Here is an 18,505-nt window from a genome sequence, read left to right on the forward strand (position 1 = left end):
CGGAGCACATCACGATGGATGCAAACAGAACAATTGCAGGCCTATCTAAGGCCTGTTGCTGTAGCTGGCTCGATTAAAATGGTCGTTTTTTTGCCAAGCACGCCTCGCCATTTTTCGTTACTTTTGCACAACGGAAAAAAGGCATATGAAATTCAAGTTAAAATCTGATTTTACCCCTCAAGGAGACCAACCTACTGCCATCAAAGCATTGGTAGCAGGAATCAATTCGGACGAAAAATACCAAACACTCTTGGGTGTAACCGGTAGTGGAAAAACCTTCACCGTAGCGAATGTCATTGAGTCCGTGCAAAAACCAACATTGGTTTTGGCGCATAATAAAACGCTGGCGGCTCAACTTTATACCGAATTTAAAAATCTATTTCCTGAAAACGCCGTAGAATACTTCGTTTCTTACTACGATTATTACCAGCCGGAGGCCTTTATTCCGTCAAGCGGTACCTATATTGAAAAGGATCTTTCGATCAATGAGGAAATCGAAGTCATGCGACTGAGCACCACTTCTTCTTTACTTTCGGGGCGACGCGATGTGATAGTAGTAGCGTCGGTATCTTGTTTATACGGTATTGGAAATCCTGCGGAATTTGAAAAGAATGTGATTCACTTACAGGCCGGACAAGTGATCTCTAGAACCAAACTGCTTCACATGTTGGTTCAAAGCCTATATTCTCGTACCGAAGCTGAATTCACTCACGGCCGTTTCAGAATAAAGGGAGATACACTTGATGTGTATCCCGGCTATGCCAACGAAGCCTTCCGTATCCATTTCTTTGGTGATGAGATTGAGGAAATCGAAGCTTTTGATCCTTTGAACAATTCGGTTATCGAAAAATACGACCGACTCAATATCTACCCCGCCAATATGTTTGTCACCTCACCGGATGTGCTACAAGATGCCATTAAAGACATACAGGACGATCTGGTGAAGCAGGTAGATTATTTTAAGGAGATTGGCAAACATCTGGAGGCAAAACGCCTAGAGGAACGTACCAATTTCGATTTAGAAATGATTCGTGAATTAGGCTATTGTAGCGGGATTGAAAACTATTCTCGCTATCTGGATCGAAGATTGCCCGGCACTCGGCCTTTCTGCCTGTTGGACTACTTCCCCGATGATTTTTTAATGATCGTAGATGAAAGTCATGTCTCCATACCTCAGGTGGGCGCCATGTATGGTGGTGATCGCTCCAGAAAGGAAAACCTCGTAGAGTATGGATTCCGTTTGCCGGCTGCCATGGACAACCGACCCTTAAAATTTGAAGAGTTTGAAGCAATGCAGAATCAGGTGATCTATGTAAGCGCTACCCCTGCAGATTATGAACTCGAGAAGACCGGAGGAGTGTTCGTAGAACAGATCATTCGTCCGACCGGATTATTGGATCCTCCTATTGAAGTAAGGCCAAGCCTGAATCAGATTGACGATCTGCTGGAAGAAATTCAATTACGCGTCGAAAAAGACGAACGAGTATTGGTCACCACCCTTACGAAGCGCATGGCTGAAGAATTAACCAAATATATGACTCGAATTCAGATTCGGTGTCGGTATATCCACAGTGATGTAGATACGTTAGAGCGTGTAGAGATCATGCAGGATCTCCGTTTGGGATTGTTTGATGTTCTCGTGGGCGTGAATTTATTAAGGGAGGGATTGGATCTTCCGGAGGTATCCCTAGTCGCCATTTTAGATGCCGATAAGGAAGGATTTCTAAGAAGTGCTCGTTCCCTTACTCAGACCGTAGGGCGTGCCGCAAGACACCTTAACGGAAAGGCAATCATGTATGCCGATAAGATTACCAAGAGTATGCAAGCGACTATCGATGGCACCGAATACCGTAGAGAAAAACAGATCGCTTATAATCTAGCCAACAACATTACCCCTACGGCAATTAAAAAGTCTTTTGAAAATTCATTGACCAAATCGAAGCAAGAGGCCTATTCGTTTGAAACTGCCGGTACCTTAGCGGCAGCAGAGCCGGATGATGTATATTTGACCAAGGCCCAGCTGGAGAAGAAGATTCGGGATACGCGAAAGGCCATGGAAAAATCGGCCAAGGAATTGGATTTCTTGATGGCAGCCAAGCTTCGGGATAAGATCAAATCACTTCAGCAACAATTGGAAAAAGTAGCTTCCTAAGATATTTAACCGAAGTCAAATTATAATTATTTAAAAACCGTAAACCTTTAATCCAATTCTAAAAATGAATCACCCCGATTCCATTCGAATAAATAAGGCCATTAGTGATAGTGGTTATTGTTCCCGTCGCCAGGCCGATACACTTATTGAACAGGGCCGTGTTACCATCAATGGAGAAAAGGTCACCCTGGGTGATCGCGCTATGCCCGGCGATGAAATAAAGGTAGATGGTAAATTGATTACTGAGAACGATGCGCTTGTATATATAGCCTTAAACAAGCCCATAGGAATAACTTGTACGACCGATCGACGCATTGATGGTAACGTGGTAGATTTTATCAATCACAAGGAGCGCATCTTCCATGTTGGACGTTTGGACAAACCAAGTGAAGGCTTGTTGTTAATGACCAACGATGGAGATATTGTTAACAAGATCCTGAGAGCGGGAAATGATCATGAAAAAGAATATATTGTAAAAGTTGATAGACCCATTACAGAAGATTTCCTAAAAAAAATGCGGGGCGGTGTGCCGCTTCACGAGTTACAGACCACAACGAAGCAATGTGAGGTGGAGCAACTGAGTCGTTTTGTATTCAGAATTGTTCTCGTTCAAGGTTTAAATAGACAAATACGTCGTATGTGTGACTATTTGGGCTATGAGGTGGTGGAACTAAAACGAATTCGCATTATGAATATTGAATTAGGGAATTTACCTATCGGCGAGTGGCGCGATCTAACATCAAAAGAATTGGACGACTTAAAGCGGGCAGTTTCGATTTCGGACAATACGCCTCAAGCAGAACGCACCGAACGCACTACAGGTAAAAGACGTAGAGGTCGTTAATTTTAGGGCAGAAAAAAACCACGTACCGATTGAGTAGCACGTGGTCATTTCAACTAACTAACCAAATTAAATTTCAATTATGAAATCTCAACCATTCTTTTAATCTCTTTCTGCTCTTCTTTCTTCGGAATGGTTATAAGCAGCAAACCATTATTATAAGTGGCATTAATTGAATCCACTTCTACTGTCTCAGGTAACGTAAACGAACGCTTAAAACTACTGTAATTGAATTCTTTACGGGTAACTTTTGTATGTTCATCTACTTTCTTAGCGTCTTCCTTTTCATTCTTAACTTCAGCAGAGATCTTTAAAACATTTTCATCGACCTCTATGGTGAAATCTTCTTTCTTTAATCCGGGTACGGCTAATTCGAGTGCAAAGTTCGCTAAATTCTCTTTAATATTTACCGCCGGAATGCTAAAGTTTTCATAATTAGGCACATCCAATCTATTTTCATTAAAAATGTCATCAAAAATAGTGGGAAACCACACGTTATTTCTTTTAACTAATTTCATATCAATTTAGTATTAAAGGTTATACTTATTTTTCAAATTGATATAAACAAATTAAAGTCCAAAACGAATAACAGGACATTTTGACCTGATTTTGAACCCAATAGCTGTCTTTTTGTCCATTCTGAATGATAAAATGACCGAATAACTAGTTGTAGTAGGTCTGGAAAATTTTTAATAGCTCCTCTGTTGGAATGATCTTATCTTTATAATCGTTCATACGCAGCAAGATTTGGTCTACCACTCCCGGACGAATACCCATTTTCAGTCCAAAATTACGCACGGCTATGATCTCCTTTTCATGCGTTTCCCTATCTACGTTCATCACTAGCACTAGTTTATAGAAGTGTGTGAGGCGTTGTAACTCGCTATTTTGTGGCTTGGAAGGCAACGGATTGTCAAAAAGTTCGGTCACATCTGCTTCAGAGAGTCCCATCTGTTCGGCAATACGTATGATAAAATCATATTCCGAGTCGGTCACCTTATTATCCGCTTGTGCGAGCAAAATAAGATCGCTTAAAAGGGCACGGTTTGTTTCTTTATCCATGCCACAATACTAAAATAAATCTTACAATTTTAAAAACATTTTTTAAAATATGCCTAGGTAGATTTTGTTGTGATTTCTGAAACGCTATAGGGCTTGATCTTGTGGTCTTTACAATATTTGTTTGCTCGAACAAGCATTTGGTCCATCTTTTCACTGAACAAAATATACAATTGATCTACATAGTTCGTATAGCTACTTTGTTTGAAGTCGATTGCAAGTCGGTTAATAGTTTCGTATGCGGGAAGTTCGGAACCACTAGTCAAAATATCGTGAATAATGCCTTCGGCTTGAAGGATTGCTTCTTTTCGTTTGGCATCATTTATCGCCCGAATATGATCTATCATATAGATCTCTAGTTTCACCGCCAAAGCAATTCCGTAGCCTTCCGTAGCCAGTAAGGACTTTTCAAGAAATTCTAAGGCAATATCGCGCTTATCACGGGACGAGGCATAATTGTGGAATGTTTCCAAGGCAATCAAAGCCCCATTGACATAGACGTTTCCTTTAAGGGTGTATTTCTTTTCGTATTCCGAGATCAATTCAATTAATTGACTATCACGTCTCTTGTTGTAAAGAATAACACTCAAATGACTAATGACAATTGGTATTTGAAATAAGTTGGTATTTGAGGATTCAATATCTTTTATGATCTGCAAGCCACGCTCAATATCTTCATCGGTATAGGTCTTTTGAGCCACCTTATTGCTCAATTCCTGAATCTCTACGTTCGTAAGATAGGCCTCTGCCCTACTTACCTGTCGTTTGGTCTGTTCATTCTGTTGTTCGATGCTTAGCAGTTTTTGGTTTACGTCATTTTTAATGGCATCAATGCTATTCCTAATATGTATGTCTTCATTTTTCAATTCTAATTTTAAACTTTCCATTTTGGGGTCAATGGACTTGATATAATCATTCTTGATATCGGTCATTGCCTTGGCCGTGTCATTGTTAATACGGGTATCGATATGTTCCCGTAACGCATTCTTGGCACGATTCGCCTGAATGATAGAAAATGTACTCAACAAAGCGATTATGGCTCCCAATAAATAAAGCAGATTGTTAAATTTTTTATTGACGCGTTCGGAGATTTGATGTTCTACGATCGCATCAAAGTCCTTTTTGGGAATTCGAATGTATTCTTCTTCTATCAATTTCTCGACGGCCTCCTTAAGCGCATCGTCAGAATTTTCGGTTACTGTAGGCTGTTGTGCCACGGCCGGTGAAAAGACACATCCCAGCACGAAAAGTAGGCATAAAAGTTTAAGTTTCATAACGTATCTATTTAATAGACACTAAGTTATGTATTTTACAAGGGATATAAAACCGAAAAGAGAAATTCAGGGAAAATCCTGTACATCGTTGACGGATTTCCCTCAAAATAAAAAATCCCGGTTGATGAGTCCGGGATTTGTATTGTTTTGTGGTTTCGACCTATGCCTTAAGTACGATAGGCACTTTGTATTCCTTTCCTATTTCTAAGGGCGTGCTTAACTTGTGATAATTCAGTCTGGCCTTAACAAAAGATTCGACGACAGCGTCTTCTGTTTCAACAGTAAGTACAATCATTTCGCCTTCTTTGTTCAACATAAATGTAACATAGGCTGAGGTGTCTTCTTCGACTGTGAAGGTTGGATCTGTTAGCAACACTCTAATTTCTTCGGAAGTTGCACTTTTCTTGTCTTTTGTAGGAATTACAGCTGCCGAGGCAACAGATCCTACAAGTAGCACTGTGGCTAATAAAATTGCTTGAAGTTTTTTCATAACGGTTCGATTTTAAAAGATTGATATACATAATAGACTAGCAAAACCGAAAAAGTGTTACGCTATTTTAAATATTTAACACTTCGTTAACGCAACCCACTAACAATCAACAAAAAAAACCTCCCAACTATTTGGGAGGTTTTTCCTTTATAACATAGTATAAGCTAGGAAAGCAATGCCTGAACTTTGTCGGCCGCTTCTTGAAACTCGATTGCACTGTACACATCGAGTCCGCTATTGTCAATTATTTCTTTGGCTATGTCGGCATTGGTCCCTTGTAAACGCACGATGATAGGCACATTAATGGTCCCCATATTCTTGTAGGCATCAACAATACCTTGTGCTACTCGATCACATCGAACGATCCCGCCAAAGATGTTCACGAGTATGGCTTTTACATTCGGGTCTTTTAGAATTAGTTTAAAGGCGATCTCGACACGCTCCGCATCGGCTGTACCTCCAACATCTAAAAAATTAGCTGGTTCTCCGCCTGCTTGTTTAATAAGATCCATAGTGGCCATTGCCAAACCGGCTCCATTCACCATACAACCAACGTTCCCATCCAAATCCACATAGTTTAATCCAACTGCCTTGGCTTCCACCTCGACCGCATTTTCCTCTCGCAAGTCGCGCATGGCCTCATAGTCCTTATGGCGGAACAATGCATTGTCATCGATGCTTACCTTTGCGTCAACTGCAATCACACGATCATCACTCGTCTTAAGCACCGGGTTGATCTCGAACAAGGAGGCATCCGATTTGATATAGGCTGTATATAGGGCGGTAACGAACTTCGTCATCTGCTTAAATGCCTGTCCGCTCAATCCAAAGTTAAATGCAATTCTTCTGGCTTGAAATGGCAGTAATCCAACGGCCGGATCAATTTCTTCGGTAAAGATAAGATGCGGCGTTTCTTCAGCAACGGTCTCAATATCCATGCCTCCTTCCGTGGAGTACATAATCATATTTCTCCCAGTACCACGATTCAACAACACACTCATATAATATTCTTCCGGCTCATTTTCACCGGGATAGTACACATCTTCAGCAATCAAAACCTGATGTACTTTTTTTCCCTCTGCAGAGGTTTGTGGTGTGATCAAATTCATCCCTATGATCTCCCCGGAAAGCTGTTCTACCTCAGCAAGACTCTTTGCCAATTTTACACCGCCTCCTTTTCCACGGCCTCCGGCATGTACCTGTGCCTTGATCACATGCCAACCGGTACCGGTATCTTCTGTTAATTTCTTTGCGGCTGCAACGGCTTCAGCGGGAGTGGTAGCCACGATCCCTCTTTGTATTTCTACTCCAAAACTGTTTAAGATCTCTTTTCCTTGATATTCGTGTAGATTCATAGTGCGCGTTTCTCAATTTAGAATGTGCAAAAATAACAAATGTTATAGGATTGGACTAATCTTTTTTAGATAGCTTCTTCCTAAATAATTCATAGCTACCAATTAGTGATATTTTAAGGCTTGTATACTAATTAATCTATTCATACCCACTATTTTTGCACCCTAATTTTTTAAACTTTTATGTATGAACCAACAAGACCTTTTAGCTGTAGTCCGGGAATATGGAAGTCCTGTGTATGTGTATGATGCCTCCAAGATCGAAGCGCAATACAAACGCTTGCATGATGCATTTAAGAAGGTGAAACAGTTAAAGATTAACTATGCTGTAAAGGCCCTGTCGAATATTTCGATTTTAAAATTATTGAGTTCATTGGGAAGCGGGATGGATACGGTTTCCATTCAGGAAGTACGTTTGGCCATGGAAGCAGGAGTAGCTCCAAATCAGATAATCTATACCCCAAACGGGGTATCCATGGAAGAGATCGAACGGGCAGCAAGCCTGGGCGTACAAATCAACATAGACAACCTATCTATCCTGGAACAGTTTGGTGCTAAACACCCTGAAATACCTGTGTGCATTCGTATCAATCCACATGTGATGGCCGGTGGAAATACCAATATTTCGGTTGGGCATATTGACAGCAAGTTTGGAATTTCTATACATCAAATGCCACATATAAAACGTATTGTAGAAAATACGAATATGACCATCAACGGTATCCACATGCACACGGGTAGTGATATTCTGGATATTGAGGTGTTTTTATATGCTTCGGAAATACTTTTTCAAGCAGCTACACATTTTGACAATTTAGAGTTTATCGATTTTGGCAGTGGCTTTAAGGTGCCTTATAAAGCAGGTGATATTGAAACCAATATCGAAGAATTGGGCGAAAAATTGAGCAAACGTTTTAATGCCTTCTGTAAAGAATACGGAAAAGACCTGACGCTGGCTTTTGAACCCGGTAAATTTCTCGTAAGTGAAGCCGGTAAATTTTTGGTGAAGGTGAATGTAGTAAAACAAACCACTTCTACCGTATTTGCACAAGTGGATAGTGGATTCAATCATTTAATTCGCCCGATGTTGTACGGATCGCAGCACGAAATTGAAAATGTTTCAAATCCGAAAGGCCGTCAGCGCTTCTACAGCGTGGTAGGGTATATCTGTGAAACCGATACCTTTGCAAACAACCGCCGGATTGCCGAGATACGCGAAGGCGACATCCTAGCTTTTAGCAATGCGGGAGCCTATTGCTTTACAATGTCGAGCAATTACAATTCGCGATATCGTCCGGCCGAAATACTTTGGTATAAGGAGAAGGCCCATTTGATCCGCAAGCGGGAAACCTTCGATGATATTATAAGAAATCAAATAGCAATCACGCTATAATAAAAGGCACCTCCAATATAGGGGGTGTTTCTTTTTTAGTACATTTAGAAATGAAAAAATTACTGTTTCTATTTTTTATATTGCTTTTGGCCTGTAGCGAAAATGGTACCGATCCTTTGGCTGTGGCCCTTAAAAGTGATCATCCGGCTATTAGTGGGATTATGCAGAATTTGGACTCCCATGAAGTGCAAATACTCTATACTCGAATTGACACCACCGCTAATGGAGCACCGCTTCTTACCGAATTTTCGTTTCAACTGGACGCTACCCATTATTTTTATCCGGCAAGCACCGTTAAATTTCCGGTAGCCGTCTTGGCATTAGAAAAGATAGATGCCCTGCACACTATTTCACGGAACACCCCATATACCATGGAAGGAGATTCGGTAGTGCATACCATCGAAGATGAAGTACGGCAACTATTTGCTGTGAGTGATAACGACGCATACAATAGGCTGTACGAGTTTTTAGGCCGTGATTATATCAATGCGCAGTTGCAACGCAAGAGGCTTCAGCCGGTACGGATCTCACATCGTCTCGCCACCGAAAATGCTTCAGATAAAGAACGGACTCCGCTGCTATTTCGGTTAAACGAATCAGATACTATTTTTCAATCCTTGCCAAATCTGAGTACAGCATCCGATTCAGAAATACAGAAACTCAAGCTGAAAAAAACAGTAAAAGGCAAAGGTTTTATGCGAAATGATACCTTGATAGCTCAACCCATGGATTTTTCAGAAAAAAATTACCTCCCTCTTCGTACCCAACATGAACTTTTAAAAAGATTGTTCTTCGCCGAATTGTTTCCTGAAGACCAACAATTTCAGTTGGCTAAAGAAACCCAAGAATTTCTTTTTAACACCATGCATACGGTACCTAGAAATTCTGGTTATGACGAATCTGAATTCTATGACAGCTATGGCAAATTTTTTATCTATGGCGATTCCAAAGAACGGATGCCGGAAAATTTAAAAATATACAACAAAGTAGGGTACGCCTTTGGTACTTTAACCGATACCGCATATATAGTCGACGAAATTAACGACATACATTTTCTGTTATCCGCCACCATTTTGGTAAATAATAATGAGATCTTCAACGATGATCACTATGAGTATGAATCTGTGGGCATCCCCTTTTTAGCACAATTGGGAAGGGAATTATATCGGTATGAATTCGCTCGAAAGAAAGCCAAATAAGTTGTATATTTAAACCTCTAACCGACTCATATACCGTTTGTTATGAAAAACTTCGATTGGACTAAATTTACACGAAAAATCGCGATTGAAGCCAATATTCAAACGCTTTACGACGCCTGGGCGATTCCATCCGAATTGGAGAGATGGTTTTTAAGTGATGCCTCTTTTTTGAATGCGGAAGGGAAAATAAAACCCAAAGAGCAACGTATTAAAGCGGGTGATAGTTATCGCTGGCAATGGTATTTGTGGGATGCGACCGAAACCGGAAATATTACCAAATCCAACGGCAAGGATCACCTTCAGTTTTCATTCGCGAATACCTGCTTGGTCGATGTGCATTTTGAATTATATGAAAAAGGCACCATTGTTTCGCTCACTCAATCGCAAATTCCAACAGATGACGAATCAAAACAAAACATTCGCCTGGGGTGTGACCAAGGTTGGTCGTTTTATCTGGTGAATTTGAAATCGGTGTATCAGGGCGGATTCGATCTGCGCAACAAAGATCCCAAACTAAAGCCAATGCTAAATAATTAAACACCTTCCTATGAAGCCATATTTCCTTGCCTTATTATTGCTAGTATCCTTCTCTATCCAAAGTCAGGAAACCGGGATTGCCAAATGGTTTTCTGAAGATCTCAAAGCAAATATTGGCAGGTGGGAAGCAGACAATTCGCCCTATGTCTCGGAAGAAGAACCCTATGAGACCTATGTGATGGAATGGTCCTGGGGCATTGGAAAGACCAGTATTATTGGAAGGTTGTTCGGGGTGAAGGATGGTCAGGAAACCGGCGATTTTTGGGAATACCGTCAATATTGGGACAATGTAAAACAGGCAGGTATGCTGTTACAATTTGGACAAGGCGGCGTCATCGGTATTGGGAAAATACAACCTATGAAGAATGGCAGTATGGAGGCTATTCAGACCTTTTCCATGCCCAATGGAACCACCTGGATCACTAAACACGACCTTAGCTTAGATGAAAGTTCGCTACAGACTACTTCGTACGACAAGGATACCGAAGGAAACTGGATAGAAAAAAGAACCTATACCTGGGTTAAGCAATAGAAAACAGCCACATTAAGAATTTTCAAAACAATTTGTTAACGAAAGATCAACCGATTGAAAATTCGATTACATTTGGCTCGTTTTTTATAAACATTGATGAACAAATTTATTGTCGTTGACAATCCTAAAAACTGGGCATTCTTAGATGAGAATACCTTAGTAATCTCTTCGCAGGAATACCTTACCAATCCACATTATTCCAATCTGAAGAAGGCAAGAATCTTTAATCTTTGCCGTAATTATTCATACCAATCCAAGGGATATTATGTCTCATTATTAGCCGAAGCACGTGGCCACTTACCCATTCCAACGGTTAAGAACCTAGTCGATTTGAAGGCGCCAAAACTGGTTCGGATTGTTTCTGAAGAATTTGACGATCTTATTCAGCAGAGTTTAAAGGGAATCAAGTCGCGAGAGTTTGTTTTGAGTGTTTACTTTGGGCAAAACGTAGCCGCCAAGTACAAAGAGCTCAGCGCTACCTTTCACAAGCACTTCCAAATTCCCTTTCTACATATTAAATTCAGTTATAGCAAGCGATGGAAAATTCAGAGTATTCGCGCCATTTCTATTCTTGAAATTCCCGAAGACCATATAGAAAGTGCCAAGCAATTTGCCCTTCAGTATTTTTCAAAAAAACGCTATGACACCCCCAAACTTTCCAAGGCAATCTACGACCTCGCCATCTTGGTACAGCCCAACGACCCTGCGCCCCCAAGCAATAACAAGGCTATCAAAAAGTTTATTGAGATAGCCGAAAAACACAATTTCTATGTGGAAGTAATCGGTCCGAAGGATTTATCACGACTTTCAGCCTTTGACGCATTGCTCATTAGGCAGAGTACCGAAGTGCATAACGAAGCCTATACCTTTTCCCGAAAAGCACAACAGGAAAATATTGCCATTGTAGATTATCCCGATGCTATTCTAAAATGTTGCAACAAGGTATTTATGGCGGAAGCCCTTGAAAATGCCGGTATTCCAGCCCCTAAGACCATCATTGTTCATCAGGATAATATTATGGAAGCCTTGGCCGAAGTAAAACTGCCCTGTGTTTTAAAAGCCCCCGATTCTACCTTTTCCTTTGGTGTGAAAAAAGCCAAGACCGAGGAAGAATATCTCGCTCTGGTAAAACAAATGCTTCAGGAATCCGATTTGATCATAGCACAGGAATTCTGCCCCTCCGACTATGATTGGCGTATCGGCATTTTAGACGGACAGCCTTTATACGCTTGTCGGTACTATATGGCAAAGGGACATTGGCAAATCTATAATTGGAGTGCCGAAAAAAAAGACGATCAGGATGGCAATGCAGATACTATGGCTATTGAAGAGGTACCAAAAATCATTATAGATACCGCCTTAGATACCGCAAAGATTATGGGTCAAGGTCTCTTCGGAATTGATATTAAGGAAGTGAACGGAAAACCGTTGGTGATCGAGATAAACGACAACCCAAATATCGATGCCGGCGTAGAAGATCGGTACTATGGTGATGTAGTCTATGCCCGAATCATCGAAGCCTTACTCAAACGACTAGAAGATAAATAAGATGGCCTATCAGCTTTTTGAAGTCTTTGGAATTGAATTGGAATACATGGTCGTTGATGCGGCCAACCTCAAAGTAAGCCCTATTGTAGATAAATTACTTACGGCGAAAAACGGATCGTTAACATCCGATGTTGACAACGGAGCCATTGAGTGGAGTAATGAGCTAGTGGCCCATGTGGTCGAACTCAAGACCAATGGTCCCGCTGCCGATCTTGACAGCTTGGCGGAAGCCTTTCACGAAAATATTCTTGAAATGAATGCCTTGCTGGAAACATTTGGCGCCACCTTACTCCCTACGGCATCCCATCCCTTGATGGATCCCACTACCGAGATGCAATTGTGGAAGCATAGTTACAGCAAAATCTATGCACTGTACAACCGTATTTTCGACTGTAAGGGGCATGGTTGGTCCAATGTGCAAAGTATGCATATTAATTTGCCCTTCGGAAATGATTCCGAATTTGAAAAATTACATGCCGCCATACGCGTATTGCTACCCATCATTCCGGGATTAAGTGCCAGTTCACCTATTTTTGAAGGAAAGAATACCGGCTTTAAAGACGCCAGAATGGAAGTCTATAAAACGAATCAAAAAGAAATTCCGGTGATGGCCGGCAAGGTAATTCCGGAGCAAGTCTTTTCAAAATCCGACTATTACAAAACCATATTCGAACCCATAAATAGCGCCATTGCACCGCACGATACCGAAAACATCCTGGATCATCATTTCTTAAATTCTCGCGGGGCCATCGCTCGATTTGACAGAAACGCCATTGAGATACGCGTGATCGACATTCAGGAATGTCCCAAGGCTGATATTGCCATAGCCGTATTGGTTATTGAGGTGTTGAAATATTTCGTGGCAGAAAAATCGGTATCGCTTGCCAAACAGAAATCTTGGCACGAAGATGACCTTTTCGACCTATTGAATGCGGTAATCAAGACAGGAGAAGAAACCGTGATTTACAACCAGAAATACCTCAGCTTATTTGGGATAGACACAACATCAAGTGTACAACAGATCTGGGAGACATTATACGCCCGGGTGAAAGATGGCATTTCAGAAGATTATCAGGATGCACTTGCCATTATACTGAAGGAAGGCACCCTCTCCACACGAATTCTAAAAGCCTTAGATGGGGATTATTCTCAAAGCGCGATACAAAACGTCTACCGGCGACTGGGGCATTGCCTATCAACAAATACACTTTTTAAGCCGTGAAGCTAATTCTTTCCTGCGAACATGGGGGTAAGGAGATACCTTCGGCCTACACACATCTATTTTCAGAGGCAAAGGGAGTACTTGCCACACATCGAGGCTATGATCCCGGCACCCTAACTTTATTTGAATATCTAAAAGAGCTGGCTGATTTTTCTAAATCCAATTCAGTGAGCCGACTTCTTATTGAATGCAACCGTTCCTTGCATCATCCGCGATTGTTTTCGGAATTTACAAAGGCCTGTTCAAAAGACATAAAAGATCAATTGATAGCAACCTATTACCTGCCCTACAGACAATCTGTGGAACAGGCTATTGCGAAGGAAATTCAGAAGGGGCATACCGTGTTACACCTGTCGCTACATTCCTTCACACCTCAATTAGCGCATACACTGCGGAATTGTGACATTGGACTTCTATACGATCCCAAACGCGCGGAAGAGCGTATCTTTTGCCGGCGTTTTAAAAAGGAATTACTAGCCGAGAACGACCGACTAAAAATTCGATTTAACTATCCTTATTTGGGCAGTGCTGACGGATTTACAAGCTTTCTTCGGAAAAAATTCCCCACGCAATATCTGGGAATTGAACTGGAAATAAACCAGCGTCATGTGGTTCAAAATAAATTCCCGCAGACACTCAAAACACAAATAAAGAACAGCTTAAAACAGCTAATCTATTGATAAATGTTAACTTTACCATTCTAGAAACAAATTTGCATAGCTATCGCCATGATGAACGAAATTGAAAATATTGAACTTAGTTTTTTAAGTCCGGACGACTACCAAGAGTTGAAGACGGCCATGATCGCCTCCTATGCAAATATGGAGAATACACATTGGTCGGAGTTGCAAATTCAGAAGTTGATCGATGAATTCCCCGAAGGACAGGTCACTATAAAAATTAACAACCAAATTGCCGGTTGTGCCCTTTCCATTATATTGGATTACGATCAGTTTGACGAGCATCATACCTATGCCGAGATCACAGGGAATTATACATTCAGCACACATACCAATGAAGGAGATGTTTTATACGGAATTGATGTCTTTATCAAACCTGAATTCCGTGGATTGCGATTGGGAAGACGTTTGTACGATTACCGCAAGGAACTCTGCGAACGGTTAAACCTCAGAGGAGTTGCTTTTGGAGGCAGAATTCCGAATTACCACAAATATTCAGACACCCTTTCACCCAAAGAGTATATTGAAAAAGTAAAGCTGAAAGAAATTCACGACCCGGTCTTTAACTTCCAAATCTCAAATGATTTTCACCCGTCTAAAATTTTGAAAAATTATTTGGAGGGCGATCACGATTCAAACGACTATGCCGTACTTCTCGAATGGGACAATATCTATTATGTCAAAAAACCGAAAAAGGCTGCCACAAAAAAAACGATTGTACGATTGGGCTTGGTACAGTGGCAAATGCGGCCTTATAAGAATTTAGATGAATTAATGCAACAGGTCGAATTCTTTGTCGATGCTGTTTCCGGATATCGATCTGATTTTGCCTTATTCCCGGAGTTCTTTATGGCTCCGCTTATGGCCGAAAATAACCATATGGCGGTTCCTGAAGCAATACGTGAACTCGCCAAACACTCGGCAGCGATTGTTGAGAAATTTTCGGAGCTGTCCATTTCGTACAACATCAATATAATCTGTGGCAGTATGCCTGAAGTAAAAGACGGAAAATTGTACAACGTAGGGTATTTATGCAGACGCGACGGTAGTATGGAACGCTATGTAAAATTGCATGTAACCCCCGATGAAGCCAAGGTATGGGGCTTACAAGGCGGCAGCGAGTTAAAGGTATTCGATACGGACTGTGGTAAGATTGGGATCCTGATCTGTTACGATTCTGAATTCCCCGAATTGAGCCGATTGTTGGCAGATGAAGGGATGGACATCCTCTTTGTCCCCTTCCTAACCGATACGCAAAACGGTTTTTCCAGAGTACGCCTCTGTGCACAGGCCCGCGCTATCGAAAACGAATGCTATGTCGCTATTGCCGGCAGTGTAGGGAACCTACCAAAAGTAGAAAATATGGACATGCAGTACGCCCAATCCATGGTGTTTACCCCCTGTGACTTTGCCTTTCCGGCAACCGGAATAAAGGCAGAGGCCACTCCAAATACCGAGATGATCCTCATTGCAGATGTGGACATCGACCTATTAAGACAATTAAATCAGTTTGGTGCCGTACGTAATTTAAAGGACCGTAGAAAAGATCTATTTGAGTTAAAGAGAAAGTAATATTCATATGGCATGGAAAGGAACGCGCATGTCAATTACGGTTCAAAAACCCATACATGGTAGACGATGCCGAGAAGCACAACTACAATTAAAGTCTGGATACTTCCTTTTTGGCCGTTTCAAACTCAGAAATCATTTCATTTACAATTTGAGCTGCGGGTTTAATATCGTGGATCAACCCTGCAATTTGTCCAATTTCCAGTTCGCCTTCAACCAGATCGCCTTCAAACATGCCGCGCTTGGCTCTGGCACGTCCAAGTAATTCTTGTAAGGCTTCTTTGGTAGGATTTGTGGCATAAAGCTGCATGATATCTTCAAAGAATTTGTTCTTTAGCATCCGTACCGGTGCTAGTTCTTTTAAGGTAAGTTGGGTATCTCCTTCCTTGGCATCTACCACCAGTTGCTTAAACGCCTGATGGGAAGAAGATTCTTCTGAAGCTACAAATCGGCTACCGACTTGTACTCCATCTGCCCCTAAAACCATGGCCGCGAGCATCCCACGGCCATTGGCAATTCCTCCCGCCGCAATCAACGGAATGCTAATCTGTTCTTTTACCATAGGGATAAGGGTAAAGGTGGTAGTCTCTTCCCTTCCGTTATGCCCCCCCGCTTCAAAACCTTCGGCAACAACAGCATCGACGCCTGCTTCTTGGGCTTTCAAGGCAAATTTTACACTACTCACCACATGGACCACTGTAATCCCGTGTTCTTTTAGGTGTTTTGTATATGTTTTTGGGTTTCCTGCGGAAGTAAATACAATTTGAACCCCTTCTTCGATTATAATCTTGATAATGGTATCGATATCGGGATACAGCATAGGGACGTTGACCCCGAAGGGCTTGTTCGTCGCCTTTTTACATTTAAGGATGTGCTCCCGAAGCACCTCAGGGTACATGGAGCCTGCACCTAACAGGCCCAAACCACCCGCATTACTCACAGCACTGGCGAGCCGCCAACCGCTGTTCCAAATCATTCCGGCCTGGATTATTGGATATTGAATGGCAAAAAGTTCCGTGATTCGGTTTTGCACTACTTTTTAATGATTTTAAAACTGTTGGTTTTATTGTTAGACGAAATAGTCGCGATATACATCCCGGAGGTCAATTCGGCTACATTTACCCAATTCTCGGCAGGTGAAACCGTATGTTCCAAAACTTTTTCTCCCAAGACATTGTAAATAGCAATCTCAGCGGTATCGACGCTTTTCGGAAAGGATACATTTAACCGATCGGTAACAGGATTTGGATAGATCGCAAATTGTACTTCCAACAAGGCATCTGCCAGTCCCAACGTAATCACCGCATTATACGCATCTTCAAAATTAGGAATACCATACCCCATTTGGTTGGTTGGATTATTAAACAGGTGGGCCGATTCCCGTATAATTTGCATGATCTGCGAATTCTTTAGTTCGGGTCGTGCCTGCCATAAGGAGGCGACAGCGCCCGCCATGATAGGCGAACTAAACGAAGTTCCATTGCCCGTTGTTACATTCCCATTCTGATCTACCACCGCGGCATCCTGCCCCTGCGCCATCACATCGGGTTTGATTCGACCGTCGACCGTAGGTCCTCTCGAACTGAACGACGCGTAATTCCCACTAGGAGTCACCGCTCCGATCGTCAATACCCCTGGGGCATCAGCCGGAGTTCCTACCGTTGGAAAACTACTATTTCCACCATTACCCGCCGAATTCACAAGAATCATCCCCTTATCAAAGGCATGATTCGCACCACGGGCACCTATGGTTGTTTGGCCGTCTAGGTCTTCGTAGGTATAATCGTAATTCGAATTGTCAAAATCTCTATAACTCAATGAGGTGTTTATCACATCTACACCAAGGCTGTCTGCTCTTTCCAAGGCTTCTACCCACCATGCTTCCTCTACAGGATTTTCGGAAGGACCATATTCGGTTCTGAACAGATAAAAGGATGCTTCGGGAGCCGTTCCCACAAATTGATTCAGCAAGAAACCGCCAATATCGCTAAAAGTTCGGGCACCATGAGATCCGGTTCCATCCACATTTACCTGCCTTTCAGCAAAATCATAGGTTCCTAACAAACGTCCTTCGCCAACAATATCGGCAAAGGCCGGATTGGTCATCACATCGGGAAAGCCACTATCTAAAACAGCTACGATCATTCCCTCCCCCGTGAAATCCTGTTCGTGTACATAATCTATGGCGATCATTTCGGTTTGATTGGCCGCAGCACCATAATTGTAAATGGTACTCGAAGCCCCGTTTTCAATGTCAAATTTATCTATTCGTTTCGTTGACCTTGGAAAGGGGTTGATACTTTTATCGGCAAATTCAACCTCTGTTACAAAAGGAAGGTTTAGCAGATTTTCTATATTGGTCTGAGTGCCTCTAACATAGACACTGTTCATCCACTTCGATTTGGCATAAACGGTTATCCCGGTGGCATTTTTTATCTGAGTGATATAGCTTTCGGTCACCGGCACATCACGTTCGTCTATAGGGGTATTTTGCAATGCCTTACGGTCAATCGCTTCCTGCGTAAGTATGGTAATCGGATTTGCAATAGAGGTCGCGACATTTTCCTTATCGGCCAGGAAGACCAATGCATCCTGTATTTGCGCAAAACCCTGTTGTACCAAAATAAACGCAATAAAAAATAGTATTTTTTTCATAG

17 protein-coding genes are annotated in these 18,505 nt (G+C 41.9%); 10 read left to right on the top strand and 7 right to left on the bottom strand.

Annotated elements, in window-relative coordinates; all coding sequences use genetic code 11:
- Positions 1-145 precede the first annotated feature (145 nt).
- Both uvrB and rluF read left to right on the top strand, forming a co-directional pair.
- The gene (gene uvrB / locus K8F54_RS00240) at positions 146-2,152 is read left to right on the top strand and encodes an excinuclease ABC subunit UvrB (RefSeq protein ID WP_290785371.1); all 2,007 of its coding nucleotides are present in this window, start codon (positions 146-148) and stop codon (positions 2,150-2,152) included.
- A gap of 64 nt (positions 2,153-2,216) precedes the next feature.
- On the top strand, positions 2,217-2,996 hold the full coding sequence (rluF, locus tag K8F54_RS00245) for a 23S rRNA pseudouridine(2604) synthase RluF (protein ID WP_290785373.1): 780 nt from the start codon (positions 2,217-2,219) through the stop codon (positions 2,994-2,996).
- A gap of 77 nt (positions 2,997-3,073) precedes the next feature.
- On the opposite strand, the gene K8F54_RS00250 is transcribed toward rluF, so the two are convergent.
- The 5 genes from K8F54_RS00250 to sucC form a co-directional block, all read right to left on the bottom strand.
- Complete coding sequence (locus K8F54_RS00250) at positions 3,074-3,511, bottom strand: Hsp20/alpha crystallin family protein (protein WP_290785375.1); 438 nt, start codon at positions 3,509-3,511, stop codon at positions 3,074-3,076.
- Between the two features lie 145 nt (positions 3,512-3,656).
- Positions 3,657-4,055, bottom strand: a complete 399-nt coding sequence (locus tag K8F54_RS00255) for a TerB family tellurite resistance protein (protein WP_290785378.1) — start codon at positions 4,053-4,055, stop codon at positions 3,657-3,659.
- Positions 4,056-4,108: 53 nt separating this feature from the next.
- Positions 4,109-5,326, bottom strand: coding sequence for a hypothetical protein (locus tag K8F54_RS00260; RefSeq protein WP_290785381.1), 1,218 nt, complete (start codon positions 5,324-5,326; stop codon positions 4,109-4,111).
- 160 nt (positions 5,327-5,486) lie between these two features.
- Positions 5,487-5,816, bottom strand: a complete 330-nt coding sequence (locus K8F54_RS00265; RefSeq protein WP_290785384.1) for a hypothetical protein — start codon at positions 5,814-5,816, stop codon at positions 5,487-5,489.
- A 164-nt stretch (positions 5,817-5,980) separates the two neighbouring features.
- Positions 5,981-7,171, bottom strand: coding sequence for an ADP-forming succinate--CoA ligase subunit beta (gene sucC, locus K8F54_RS00270; RefSeq protein ID WP_290785387.1), 1,191 nt, complete (start codon positions 7,169-7,171; stop codon positions 5,981-5,983).
- Between the two features lie 184 nt (positions 7,172-7,355).
- On the opposite strand from sucC, the gene lysA reads away from it, so the two are divergent.
- The 8 genes from lysA (at position 7,356) to K8F54_RS00310 (ending at position 15,851) form a co-directional block, all read left to right on the top strand.
- Positions 7,356-8,561, top strand: coding sequence for a diaminopimelate decarboxylase (lysA, locus tag K8F54_RS00275; RefSeq protein WP_290785390.1), 1,206 nt, complete (start codon positions 7,356-7,358; stop codon positions 8,559-8,561).
- A 50-nt stretch (positions 8,562-8,611) separates the two neighbouring features.
- Entirely contained in the window at positions 8,612-9,760 is a 1,149-nt protein-coding gene (locus tag K8F54_RS00280; protein ID WP_290785393.1) for a serine hydrolase, read from the top strand.
- Between the two features lie 42 nt (positions 9,761-9,802).
- A complete protein-coding gene (locus K8F54_RS00285; RefSeq protein WP_290785396.1) occupies positions 9,803-10,297 on the top strand; it encodes an SRPBCC domain-containing protein in 495 nt (164 codons plus the stop codon).
- Positions 10,298-10,307: 10 nt separating this feature from the next.
- On the top strand, positions 10,308-10,829 hold the full coding sequence (locus K8F54_RS00290) for a hypothetical protein (protein WP_290785401.1): 522 nt from the start codon (positions 10,308-10,310) through the stop codon (positions 10,827-10,829).
- 96 nt (positions 10,830-10,925) lie between these two features.
- Positions 10,926-12,377, top strand: a complete 1,452-nt coding sequence (locus K8F54_RS00295; protein ID WP_290785404.1) for a RimK family protein — start codon at positions 10,926-10,928, stop codon at positions 12,375-12,377.
- A gap of 1 nt (position 12,378) precedes the next feature.
- Entirely contained in the window at positions 12,379-13,599 is a 1,221-nt protein-coding gene (locus tag K8F54_RS00300; protein WP_290785407.1) for a glutamate-cysteine ligase family protein, read from the top strand.
- The gene (locus tag K8F54_RS00305) at positions 13,596-14,279 is read left to right on the top strand and encodes an N-formylglutamate amidohydrolase (RefSeq protein WP_290785410.1); all 684 of its coding nucleotides are present in this window, start codon (positions 13,596-13,598) and stop codon (positions 14,277-14,279) included. Before K8F54_RS00300 ends, K8F54_RS00305 begins: the two co-directional genes overlap by 4 nt.
- Before the next feature lie 48 nt (positions 14,280-14,327).
- Complete coding sequence (locus K8F54_RS00310; protein WP_290785412.1) at positions 14,328-15,851, top strand: bifunctional GNAT family N-acetyltransferase/carbon-nitrogen hydrolase family protein; 1,524 nt, start codon at positions 14,328-14,330, stop codon at positions 15,849-15,851.
- Positions 15,852-15,939: 88 nt separating this feature from the next.
- Here the strand turns inward: K8F54_RS00310 and K8F54_RS00315 are convergent, their stop codons facing one another.
- The gene (locus K8F54_RS00315; RefSeq protein WP_290785415.1) at positions 15,940-16,881 is read right to left on the bottom strand and encodes a nitronate monooxygenase; all 942 of its coding nucleotides are present in this window, start codon (positions 16,879-16,881) and stop codon (positions 15,940-15,942) included.
- Entirely contained in the window at positions 16,881-18,503 is a 1,623-nt protein-coding gene (locus K8F54_RS00320; protein ID WP_290785418.1) for a S8 family serine peptidase, read from the bottom strand. Before K8F54_RS00320 ends, K8F54_RS00315 begins: the two co-directional genes overlap by 1 nt.
- Positions 18,504-18,505: the final 2 nt, after the last annotated feature.

The sequence above is a fragment of the Altibacter sp. genome (genome assembly GCF_019913785.1).
Classification (GTDB): domain Bacteria; phylum Bacteroidota; class Bacteroidia; order Flavobacteriales; family Flavobacteriaceae; genus Altibacter.

Coding starts and splice junctions, on each gene's coding strand:
- uvrB (WP_290785371.1), top strand. CDS start 146: ATGAAATTCAAGTTAAAATCTGATTTTACCCCTCAAGGAGACCAACCT.
- rluF (WP_290785373.1), top strand. CDS start 2,217: ATGAATCACCCCGATTCCATTCGAATAAATAAGGCCATTAGTGATAGT.
- K8F54_RS00250 (WP_290785375.1), bottom strand. CDS start 3,511: ATGAAATTAGTTAAAAGAAATAACGTGTGGTTTCCCACTATTTTTGAT.
- K8F54_RS00255 (WP_290785378.1), bottom strand. CDS start 4,055: ATGGATAAAGAAACAAACCGTGCCCTTTTAAGCGATCTTATTTTGCTC.
- K8F54_RS00260 (WP_290785381.1), bottom strand. CDS start 5,326: ATGAAACTTAAACTTTTATGCCTACTTTTCGTGCTGGGATGTGTCTTT.
- K8F54_RS00265 (WP_290785384.1), bottom strand. CDS start 5,816: ATGAAAAAACTTCAAGCAATTTTATTAGCCACAGTGCTACTTGTAGGA.
- sucC (WP_290785387.1), bottom strand. CDS start 7,171: ATGAATCTACACGAATATCAAGGAAAAGAGATCTTAAACAGTTTTGGA.
- lysA (WP_290785390.1), top strand. CDS start 7,356: ATGAACCAACAAGACCTTTTAGCTGTAGTCCGGGAATATGGAAGTCCT.
- K8F54_RS00280 (WP_290785393.1), top strand. CDS start 8,612: ATGAAAAAATTACTGTTTCTATTTTTTATATTGCTTTTGGCCTGTAGC.
- K8F54_RS00285 (WP_290785396.1), top strand. CDS start 9,803: ATGAAAAACTTCGATTGGACTAAATTTACACGAAAAATCGCGATTGAA.
- K8F54_RS00290 (WP_290785401.1), top strand. CDS start 10,308: ATGAAGCCATATTTCCTTGCCTTATTATTGCTAGTATCCTTCTCTATC.
- K8F54_RS00295 (WP_290785404.1), top strand. CDS start 10,926: ATGAACAAATTTATTGTCGTTGACAATCCTAAAAACTGGGCATTCTTA.
- K8F54_RS00300 (WP_290785407.1), top strand. CDS start 12,379: ATGGCCTATCAGCTTTTTGAAGTCTTTGGAATTGAATTGGAATACATG.
- K8F54_RS00310 (WP_290785412.1), top strand. CDS start 14,328: ATGATGAACGAAATTGAAAATATTGAACTTAGTTTTTTAAGTCCGGAC.
- K8F54_RS00320 (WP_290785418.1), bottom strand. CDS start 18,503: ATGAAAAAAATACTATTTTTTATTGCGTTTATTTTGGTACAACAGGGT.